Here is a 10,343-nt window from a genome sequence, read left to right on the forward strand (position 1 = left end):
TTTAAGTGTATAAATATGCCCAAAATATTAAGGCAAGTTGCAACGGTAATCTCAATAATCGCAACAATTTAGATAATCCCAAACTTACATTGTCGTTTTGGTACATATATAAGTTAGCAGGAAAAATAGCGATTAGCAATGCTATAATTCCCCAAGAAGCAAATTTTGATATAGAAGGCAAACAAAGACAAATCCCTAAGAATATTTCGGCAAGACCGCTTAGAGAATTTAATAATTTTGGATTTGAAAAATAAGATGGAATAATTTTTATATAAAGTCTTGGATTCCTAAAATGGTTGAAACCAGCTAAAATATAAAGCAATGCCATTAGATATAAATGCCATGGTAAACTCATAATTAAAATAATTTATTACGAATTTACCTAAAAATGTGTTAAATAAGTTGAAATTTTGCTATTTTTTTTGAAATTTAATATTCATAATAATTATAGCAAGAATGATTAGAATAATTCCTATCCATTGTGTGAGAATAACAGTCTCATTCAAAATAAAATAAGCCATCATTACTGAAACTGGAAGTTCAAGCGCCGAAACAATACTTCCCAATCCAATTCCAGTTAGCGGGAAACCAGCATTCATTAACATTGGCGGAATTACTGTCCCAAAAAGTGCTAGAAGAATTCCCCATTTGTAGAAAATATCATAATTAAACGCTGTTGTTTGTGTGAAAATTGCAAAAATAAAAACAATAACTGCACCTCCTAAAAGCATATATAAACTGCGTTGCGCCGAAGAAATCTCAGTAGCTACACGATTTGCAGTAAACATCGTTGTGGTAAATGAAGCTGCAGCTAAAAGCCCCAAAACAATCCCTCTCCAATCTAATTCTATTTTGTTTTGTATTAAATTTGTAGCCAATGCAGTCCCAAATAAGACAACAAATACTGCTATGATTTTTATTTTTGAAGGTATTTTTTTCTCTAAAAACATCTCTAATAAAACACCCATCCAAACAGTTTGCATAAGCAATACAATTCCTATAGAAACAGGAATATATTTGACTGCTAGATAATAAAATATACTAGTTAATCCTGTCGAAGTTCCCGCAATCATCAATTGTTTTATGTTATTTGCAGAAGCTTTAACCACTTCAGTTCCTTTTTTTGCTTTTTGAAAGGCATTTATCATAAGAATAGCGATGATACCTATAATAAATTGAGCTGAAATTACTTCCGCTGGTGTAAATGGATTGCCCGTAATTCCTGTATGGGAATAAGCTAGTTTCACAAATGTTGCCAACATACCATAACTTGTAGCACCCAATCCTACAAGAAAAACCCCTTTTAGTATACTATTATTTGTCATTATATAAATTTTAAAAAGCTGGCAAAGGTAATACTAATTTTAGTTCTTATGATTCGAACTTTGAATTTAAATTATTTTAATTTAGTAATTATGATTTATCCATTACAAGTTCTATGTAAAATTAAATTTATATATTTGAGTAGCAATTTTGAAAAAACACCCTCAAACTTTATGAATATTAACGTTTTATCAGAAAAAAACAAAGTAATTCAGCTTTTAGAGAATTCCTATTCTGGTAGAATTAATAATTTACCTAGAAGTATTGAAACCGCCGAAATTGCTCTTCAAATTAGTAGAAAACTAGATGATAAATCATTAATAGGAAAAAGCTTAAATCAGCTTTCTTTATATTATATGATTATTAGTGATTTTGATCAATCCAACAAAAAATCCGAAGAAGCAATTGTATATTTTACCGAACTAAATGACGATATAGGAATTGCAGATGCAAAATATAACATAGGAAGTGTATACTATAAAACCAATAATTATCACGCAGGGCTAGTCTATCTCATAGATGCGCTTAAATTGTATAAAAAAAATAATGATTTATACAATCAGTCTAAAGTAGAGAAAGCAATTGGAACTATTTATGAATATATTGGTGATTCTTATAATGCATTTAAATCATACAAAAGTTCAATAAAAATTGCAAAGAAAATAGGTGAATTTAATTTAGAGTCTAACGTTTACAATAATCTTTCTGGTTTATTATTAAAAAGAGAGAAAACAAAAATTGCAATGAGCATGATAGAGCATTCTATTACGTTAAAGAAAAAAACAAATGACACTCGTGGTTATGCATTTGCAGTATATGGAAGAGGAAAAATTCATTTTAAAAATAATGATTTAGAAAAGGCTGAATCTGATTTTTTAGATGCTGTTGAAACTCATAAGCAAATGAGAGAAAATATGGGAGCAGCAATGGGGCTAAATAAACTAGGAATTTTATATTTAAAATTAGAGTTGTTTGAAAAAGCTCAGAAATTTGCTCAAGAAGGATTAGAATTAAGTATTAAATACAATATGTCGATGATAAAAATTAAGAATTATCATTTGTTGTATTTAATTTTCAAGAAAAAGAATGACAATATAAAATCATTAGAATACTTAGAAAATTATCTGAGAGAAAAAGAATCCGTTATAAATACTCAAACGCTCAAAGTAATTGAAAACTATGATTTAATCAATAAGATGAATCTTTTGGAAAGTGAGGCATTGCTTCAAAAAGAAAAACAAATTACCATCGAAAAAAAGAATAGAGATGAAGAAGAATCGGTGAGATTAAAACAAGAATTTCTTTCTATCATGAGTCACGAGATACGTACACCTCTAAATGCAATAACAACAATAGTTACTATTCTTGACAGTCAGATTCATGGTGAAAGTAAAAAACTATTAAGGAGTCTACAATTTGCTTCAGATAATTTAATAAGTATCGTAAATGATATTCTCGATTTTACAAAGTTAGATTCTAATAAAGCAAAATTAGAAAAACACAATATAAATCTTTCGGAATTATGTGATGACATCTTAAACCTTAATTCAGGATTAGCCCGCAATAAAAACTTAAATCTAAATCTAATAACCAACATAAATTCTGAACAAAATTATCTTTTAGACAAAACAAAATTATCACAAATACTTAGTAACCTAATTAGTAATGCTATAAAATTTACAGATTATGGCAAAGTAGATTTTACAGTCGAAATGTTAAAACAAGAGTCTGAATTTGACACAATATTATTTAAAGTAACAGATACTGGAGAGGGAATTTCAGAAAGTGATCTGTTAGAAATTTTTGTTAGTTTCTCTCAAATTAAACCTATAATGACTAGAAAACAAGGCGGAACAGGTCTTGGATTAGCAATTGTAAAAAAATTGGTAGAATTGCACAATAGTGAGATTAAAGTAAAAAGCACAGAAAAGGAAGGGTCTGAATTTTATTTTGAACTTAAAATAAGAAAAATTTCTCAAGAAATAATCACTACAAAAACAAATTTTTATCAACTAAAAGATAAATTAGCTTTACTAGCCGAAGACACCCCGATGAATGCCTTGCTTATGAAAAAATTATTATCTAATTGGGGAATAATTACAGATCATGCTACAAATGGAAAAGAAGCTTTTGAATTAGCAAAACAAAAAAAATATGATTTTATTCTAATGGATATTCATATGCCCGAAATGAATGGCTTCGAATCTACAAAGCTTATCAGATTTAACAAAAATCTAAATAATACCACACCCGTATTTGCCGTAACTGCTGATGTAATGACAAAAGAAGATAAAGAAAATGCACATTTATTTAACGGCATTCTTTGGAAACCTTTAGAAATTGAAAAATTATTTTCAGCCTTAGCAAAAGAAATTGAGGTAAAAAACAATGAGTCTTAATTCTGAAACTAGTGATTTTTAATCAAAATAATTGATGTTATTTTTTTAAATTACAATCAACAATCCAAAAATAAAGAAGTTACACCCCCCTACTCCTCGACCCCGAATTATAAAAATTCAAAAATCTTTTTTCTTCATTAAAGTTTCCATTTCCATATCCAAAATACCATTACATATGTATAAACTTAGGACTACTAAACTGAGTACTGCTATAATTATTTCCATATTATTAAAAAATTTATTTATATTTTTTTTGTTATAATATGATATACGTCAATTGAATAGGTTTGGTTTTTTTTTAACTTTATTATTAATTGGAGTATCCTATATTTATATTATAAAAATAAAATCTTGTAAATAAATAATTTATTTTAAATAATGAAAAAAATAATTGAACGAGAAAAAAATTGACAGAATTACTAAGAGAGCACATTATTTTAGCATATACACTATCTATAATCCGAAACATTTAGAATAGCTCCATTTGGATAATTTTCTAACCTATCCATTTCAAAAATCTCTTGACCAACAGTTTCAATATTTACTAATGAATTAGACTCTTTCAAATCGACAAATCGTTGCCGATCGATAAAGCTTTCAGGAGAACTTTTACGAATTTGTTCTTGCATATTAGTATCTACAACACCCGGATAAATAGCTATTATTTTTGTTCCGTTAGGAATTGTTTTTTGTTCGACTGCAACTGCTTTTGTCATCATATCGATAGCTACTTTAGAAGCACAATATAAAGACCAACCATAATATGGTTTTACAGCGGCACCAGATGAAATATTAATTATCTTTTTAGAACAATTCCAATTTTGAGTTTCTTTAAGAAAGACAGATGTTAACAAAAATGGAGTAATTGTATTGAGCTGAATTATATTTTGAATATCTGAAACCGAATTATTTTCTAATCTTCCTATTTTACCTAAAGTCCCTGCATTGTTTATGAAGACTATTCTTTCGACAGAATCTTTATCAATTGTAGTCAATATTTGAGAAAAAGCATTTCCTAAGCCTTCTGTTTTACTTAAATCTAAAACAATTTGTTTCACATTTTTAAATTCGTCTTGCTGATTTAGTGTTCGAGCAATAGATATAATTTGATAACCATGATTTTTATAAGCTGAACCTATTCCGCTGCCAATTCCTTTGTTTCCACCTGTAATAATTAAGTATTTTTTCATCTCTTAATGAAAAATTAAAACAACTTCTTAATAATCATTTCTTCACTAATTCCTTCTGCATCTGCTTTATAATTTTTAATGATTCTATGGCGCAAAATTCCCGTTGCAACAGCTTGTACATCTTCAATATCTGGAGAAAATTTTCCGTTAAGCGCTGCATTAGTTTTTGCCGCTAATATTAGATTTTGTGATGCTCTTGGTCCTGCTCCCCAATCTAGATAATTTTTTATAAATTCATTAGATAACGGATTGTCTGGACGGGTTTTTGAAACTAAAGTCACCGCATATTCTATCACATTATCTGCTACTGGAATTCGACGTATCAGATGCTGAAAATCGATAATTTCTTGTGCCGTAAATAAGGCATTTACTTGCACATTAAAATCGGCAGTGGTACTTTTTACTACTTGTACTTCTTCTGCAAAGGAAGGATAATCTAATTTTATAGCAAACATAAAACGATCCAACTGTGCTTCTGGTAAAGGATATGTTCCTTCTTGTTCTATCGGGTTTTGAGTTGCTAATACAAAAAACGGTAAGTTTAATTTGTGTTGTTCTCCAGCAATGGTAACAGATTTTTCTTGCATCGCTTCTAACAAAGCAGCCTGTGTTTTTGGTGGTGTTCTATTTATCTCGTCTGCAAGGATTATATTAGAGAATATTGGTCCTTTTAAGAATTTAAAATTCCTGTTTTCATCGAGAATTTCACTTCCTAGAATATCGGATGGCATTAAGTCTGGTGTAAACTGAATGCGTTTAAAATCTAAACCTAATGCTTGTGCAATAGTATTGACCATTAAGGTTTTTGCTAATCCTGGAACCCCTACTAACAAAGCATGTCCTCCTGAAAATATACTCAATACGATTTGATTGACCACTTCGTCTTGACCTACAATTATTTTAGCGATTTCTTGTTTGAGTTCTTTTTGTTTTTGAACTAGATTTTGAATGGCAGTAACATCAGACATTTAGAATATATTTTTAATTAAAAAGAGTTAGTTTTATGAATTCATAAAACTAACTCTTTTCTTTGAATTAATAAAAAATTATTTTTTTAACCAATTGTTCGTGAATGTACAATCACGGTATTCACCATTAATTTTTATATAAGTTTCTTTAATTTTTTCTTCAGACCATTTAGCAATTGCCTTAATCTGTTTTTCTTTAAGAGCTAATTCTTTTAGACGAATATAATCTTTAGAATAATCCGCAGTATGTTCATCGTAACGATTTGTTACTGTAATAATTTTATAAAATTTTCCTCCTGTACGATCTTCATCGGCAATAGGATTTGAAATTTCATTATCTTTTAAGTTTGAAACTTGGCTGTATAATGCAGGATCCATTTTTGTTAGTTCAAAACGAGTATCTTGTGTTTTTGGATTGGTTAAAACACCCCCATCATTACGTGTTTCTTTTTCATCTGACATAGTACGTGCGGCATCTGAAAAAGTAATTTCTTTGTCTAAAATCCTTTTTCTAATTAATTCTGCTTTTTCTTTTGATGCTTTTAAGGCTTCTTCCGATACTTTTGGAGAAATTACAATGTGACGTAAATCAACTTCTTGCCCTCTAATTTTTTCTAGATAAATAATATGATACCCAAAATCTGTTAAAAAAGGTTCTGATATTTCTCCTTCTTTTAGACTAAATGCCACATCTTTAAATTCTTTTACAAATTGAGTTCTTCTGTCCATTTTGTAAAATCCTCCATTAGAACTAGAACCCTTATCTTCTGAATACAAAACAGCTTTCCCAAAGAAACTTGAACCTTCCTGCACTTCTTTTTTAATAGCTTTTAGCTGGTCTATTACTTTTTGTTTTGCTTCTTGAGATACGACTGGTTTTACTACAATTTGTGCAACTTCCATTTCTGCACCAAAAACTGGTAAATCTGATTTAGGAATTTCTTTAAAAAAATTACGAACCTCTTCTGGAGTAATAATTACCTCATCTATAACTTTCTTTTGCATTTCAGAAGTTAACTTGTTTACCTTAATGATATCAAATAATTCTGCTCTAAAATCCTGTTCATTGGTTTTTTTAAAATACTGAATAACTTTTTCCATAGAACCTAATTGTTCTACCATATAACTTACTTGTTCATCTAATTTAGAATTTACTTCTTTGTCTGGAATTACAATACTATCCTGAACTGCCTGGTGCGCATATAATTTATCCTCTAAGAGCTTTCCCAACATCTGACAACGTGAAATATCTTTTGTATCTACTCCTTGTTGCTTAAGCTCCAAAGATGTTTTATCTATATCCGAATCTAAAATAACATATTCTCCTACAACAGCAATTACACCATCTACTTTTTGCTTTTTTTCTTGGGCAGAAACTCCTAACGAAATAGCTAAAATTGCTATTATAAAACTTAACTTACTACTAATTATGTTCATTTTAAATTATTTATTGGCATTAATTATTTTTTCATTGAAGCTTTTAATCTTTCGAAAACTTCTTGATTTATTGTTACTTTAAACTCCTTTTTAAGATCACCCACCCAACTATCTTCTAGATATTGTTGATAATCATTTATAACTCTTCCTCGAACTTCATCTAATGTTTTATTTGTAGCTGGTATTATTTTTGAAACTTTACTTACAAAATAAAATTCTCCGTCTTTATAAACCTCTGAAACCCCTGTTTTGAATAGTACATTTTTAGGAAAATTTTCTGCCCCTTCTTCATAAGTTTCTTGCTTTGTCATCACATTTACAACATCTTTTGTATTCAATTTTGTTTTAATAAAATCGACAGTTTTATCGTTTCTAAACAGCTTTCTTGCTTCTTTAACCATATCTTCTTTTGTTGAAGAAGCGACTAATATCTCCGCTCTATTTTTCCATTGATATTTAAGTTTATTATCATTATAATAATTTCTTAATCCCAAAGTATCTTGTTTTGCTTTATCCCAAATTTCTTTTTCCATAAGGTCAAAAAGCAATAATCCGTCACGATATTCTTCGATAACATTTGAAAACTCAGGAAATTCATTTTCTAAATTATCATTATAATAATTAGTCATTTTTTCATCAACAAAATTTTGATAAATATAATCTACTAATTTACCAATAGGCTTGATTTTTAAGTTTGATTTTTGTTGTATATCTATGTATGATAAAAATTCGGCACCATTTATTCCTTTATCTTCAATTTTGAATAAATTAGCGTTATAATCTTTCAAATTAGTTGGAAGCTTCCAATCTCCTGTATATATTTTATCTGTAACTAATACTTTTATTTTTGCATATAATTTCTCATCACGAACGATAGTATATTTTTTGTGGAGTTTACTAATAAGTGAATTAGTTATTAATCGAGAACGATCGTCTTTTCTGATTTTTTCGTCCAACTCTCTCTCCATTTCGTCAAGTTTTTTTATTGGATATTTCTCAACTAATTTCACAATGTGCCATCCGAATTGGCTTTCGAATGGTTCAGAGTATTCATTTGGTTTTGTAAGACCAAAAGCTACATTTTCAAACTCTTCTGAACTTAATTGCCCTGAAGCAAATCGTGGTAAAACTCCTCCTTTGGGTGCTGAATTTTTATCCTCAGAAAACTGATTTGCTAGACTCTCAAAGTTTTCTCCTTGTTTTAGTTTTGTATAAATATCTTGAATCGTTATTTTTGCTTTTTCATTTTCAGCTGCATTTCCATCTGTTTTTGCTTTTTTCAAAATCATTATGTGTGCCACAGAAATCTCTCCGCGATTGTCACGAGAATCTGTAACTTTTATTAAGTGATAACCAAATCTTGTACGAACTGGCATTGAAATTTCTCCTTTTTTAGTTTTATAAGCTGCCGTTTCGAATGCATAAACCATTCTAAATGCTGAGAAATATCCTAGATCTCCTTTATTTTCTTTTGAAGAAGGATCTTGAGAAAACTTAACCGCCAATTCAGCAAAATCTTCTCCTGCAAGTGCTTTCTTTCTAATATCTAATGCTTGATTATAGGCTTTTAATGTATCTGCTGGCATAGCATTTTCGTCGACAGTAATTAGTATATGTGACGCTCTAATTTCTTTTAGAGAACGATTATAACCTTCTTCGATTAGTGCTTTTGTAACCTTTGTATCTGAAGTATAATTTTTAGACAACTGAGTTCTATATGATTTTAACTCATTGATATACTTTGTATTATTTTGCAATCCTATTTTATTGGCTTTGTTAATTTTAAGTTTATAACCTACAAAAAGCTCCATGTATTGGTTTAAATCTTTTTGGGATTCATCTTTAACTAAATCTATATTTTTGTTGTAAACTCGTGAAAACTCATCTGTATAATATGGTTTATCATCAATCGTAAACAAAACTTCTTTTTTTTCGCTTTGAGCAAAAGCAAAACAGTTTATGGTTAATGCAAAACCTAAGATTAATTTATTAATTTTCATTCTTATTATTTATTAAGTATACTTTTCGTTTTTTTGTAATAACGAACAAAAATAACAATTCAGTTACATTATACAACTATATAGCTATGTATTAACAAAAATTTATACATAAAAAAAATGGCGATTTATTAATACTTTTCGATTCTATTCTCAATTACAATATCTAAATACAGATAAATTCCCTTCATATTTTCATTTATTACTCTTATTAGAATATTTTACTCCATAAGCACATTTGTTTAATTATTGAGATTTACGGTAAAAACAAAATCCTTATCTTTGCAAAATGGAAGATAATTTAACCCGTATTAACAAATTTCTATCAGAAACAGGCTATTGTTCGCGTCGTGAAGCAGATAAATTACTTGACGAAGGTCGCATCACGATAAATGGTATTGTTCCAGAAATGGGAACCAAAGTTTCTCACCTTGACGAAGTACGTGTTGACGGAAAATTAGTACGTGAAAAATTTGAAAAACCAGTTTATCTAGCCTTCAATAAACCCGTAGGAATTGAATGTACTACAAACTTAGATGTTCGTTATAATATTGTCGATTTCATTAATTATCCGAAAAGAATTTTCCCAATAGGACGATTAGATAAAGCTAGTGAAGGTCTTATTTTTATGACCAATGATGGAGATATTGTAAACAAAATCCTGCGAGCAAGAAACAATCACGAAAAAGAATATACTGTTACGGTAAACAAATTGATTACGGATAGATTTATTCAAAAAATGAGTAATGGAATCCCAATTTTAGACACTGTTACTAAAAAATGTAAAGTTGAACAGATAAGCAAAACGACTTTCAAAATCGTTTTAACTCAAGGTTTAAACCGACAAATTCGTAGAATGTGCGAATATTTGGGTTATGAAGTGACTTCACTAAAAAGAATCCGAATTATAAATATTTCATTAGATGTTCCTGTAGGTCGCTACCGAGATTTGACCGATGCAGAAATCGAAGAGTTAAACAATCTTATCGAACCCTCTAGTAAAACCGAAGAAGCAAGTTTCCCTAAAGT

The 10,343-nt window shown here is 29.2% G+C and carries 8 protein-coding genes; 2 read left to right on the forward strand and 6 right to left on the reverse strand.

The window, feature by feature from the left end:
* Position 1: 1 nt before the first annotated feature.
* Together ABI549_RS07060 and ABI549_RS07065 are read right to left on the reverse strand one after the other, a co-directional pair.
* The gene (locus ABI549_RS07060; protein WP_348075757.1) at positions 2-355 is read right to left on the reverse strand and encodes a DoxX family protein; all 354 of its coding nucleotides are present in this window, start codon (positions 353-355) and stop codon (positions 2-4) included.
* Between the two features lie 58 nt (positions 356-413).
* Positions 414-1,325, reverse strand: coding sequence for a DMT family transporter (locus tag ABI549_RS07065; protein WP_348075758.1), 912 nt, complete (start codon positions 1,323-1,325; stop codon positions 414-416).
* A 171-nt stretch (positions 1,326-1,496) separates the two neighbouring features.
* On the opposite strand from ABI549_RS07065, the gene ABI549_RS07070 reads away from it, so the two are divergent.
* Positions 1,497-3,722 carry an ATP-binding protein gene (locus tag ABI549_RS07070; RefSeq protein WP_348075759.1) on the forward strand — a complete coding sequence of 742 codons (2,226 nt, stop codon included), beginning with the start codon at positions 1,497-1,499 and terminating at the stop codon, positions 3,720-3,722.
* 449 nt (positions 3,723-4,171) lie between these two features.
* Here ABI549_RS07070 and ABI549_RS07075 read toward each other — a convergent pair whose 3' ends face one another.
* The 4 genes from ABI549_RS07075 to ABI549_RS07090 all read right to left on the reverse strand — a co-directional run bounded on the left by ABI549_RS07075 (position 4,172) and on the right by ABI549_RS07090 (position 9,317).
* Complete coding sequence (locus ABI549_RS07075) at positions 4,172-4,912, reverse strand: SDR family NAD(P)-dependent oxidoreductase (protein ID WP_348075760.1); 741 nt, start codon at positions 4,910-4,912, stop codon at positions 4,172-4,174.
* Positions 4,913-4,926: 14 nt separating this feature from the next.
* Entirely contained in the window at positions 4,927-5,880 is a 954-nt protein-coding gene (locus tag ABI549_RS07080; RefSeq protein WP_348075761.1) for a MoxR family ATPase, read from the reverse strand.
* Positions 5,881-5,958: 78 nt separating this feature from the next.
* Complete coding sequence (locus ABI549_RS07085; protein WP_348075762.1) at positions 5,959-7,317, reverse strand: peptidylprolyl isomerase; 1,359 nt, start codon at positions 7,315-7,317, stop codon at positions 5,959-5,961.
* Between the two features lie 23 nt (positions 7,318-7,340).
* Positions 7,341-9,317, reverse strand: a complete 1,977-nt coding sequence (locus ABI549_RS07090) for a peptidylprolyl isomerase (protein WP_348075763.1) — start codon at positions 9,315-9,317, stop codon at positions 7,341-7,343.
* Positions 9,318-9,603: 286 nt separating this feature from the next.
* On the opposite strand from ABI549_RS07090, the gene rluF reads away from it, so the two are divergent.
* Positions 9,604-10,343: 23S rRNA pseudouridine(2604) synthase RluF (gene rluF / locus ABI549_RS07095; protein ID WP_348075764.1), on the forward strand; the 740-nt coding region annotated here is incomplete at its 3' end.

The sequence above is a fragment of the Flavobacterium sp. genome (genome assembly GCF_039932285.1).
Classification (GTDB): domain Bacteria; phylum Bacteroidota; class Bacteroidia; order Flavobacteriales; family Flavobacteriaceae; genus Flavobacterium.

Excerpts from the sequence above, each read along its gene's own strand:
- ABI549_RS07060 (WP_348075757.1), bottom strand. The coding sequence starts at position 355 with ATGAGTTTACCATGGCATTTATATCTAATGGCATTGCTTTATATTTTA.
- ABI549_RS07065 (WP_348075758.1), bottom strand. The coding sequence starts at position 1,325 with ATGACAAATAATAGTATACTAAAAGGGGTTTTTCTTGTAGGATTGGGT.
- ABI549_RS07070 (WP_348075759.1), top strand. The coding sequence starts at position 1,497 with ATGAATATTAACGTTTTATCAGAAAAAAACAAAGTAATTCAGCTTTTA.
- ABI549_RS07075 (WP_348075760.1), bottom strand. The coding sequence starts at position 4,912 with ATGAAAAAATACTTAATTATTACAGGTGGAAACAAAGGAATTGGCAGC.
- ABI549_RS07080 (WP_348075761.1), bottom strand. The coding sequence starts at position 5,880 with ATGTCTGATGTTACTGCCATTCAAAATCTAGTTCAAAAACAAAAAGAA.
- ABI549_RS07085 (WP_348075762.1), bottom strand. The coding sequence starts at position 7,317 with ATGAACATAATTAGTAGTAAGTTAAGTTTTATAATAGCAATTTTAGCT.
- ABI549_RS07090 (WP_348075763.1), bottom strand. The coding sequence starts at position 9,317 with ATGAAAATTAATAAATTAATCTTAGGTTTTGCATTAACCATAAACTGT.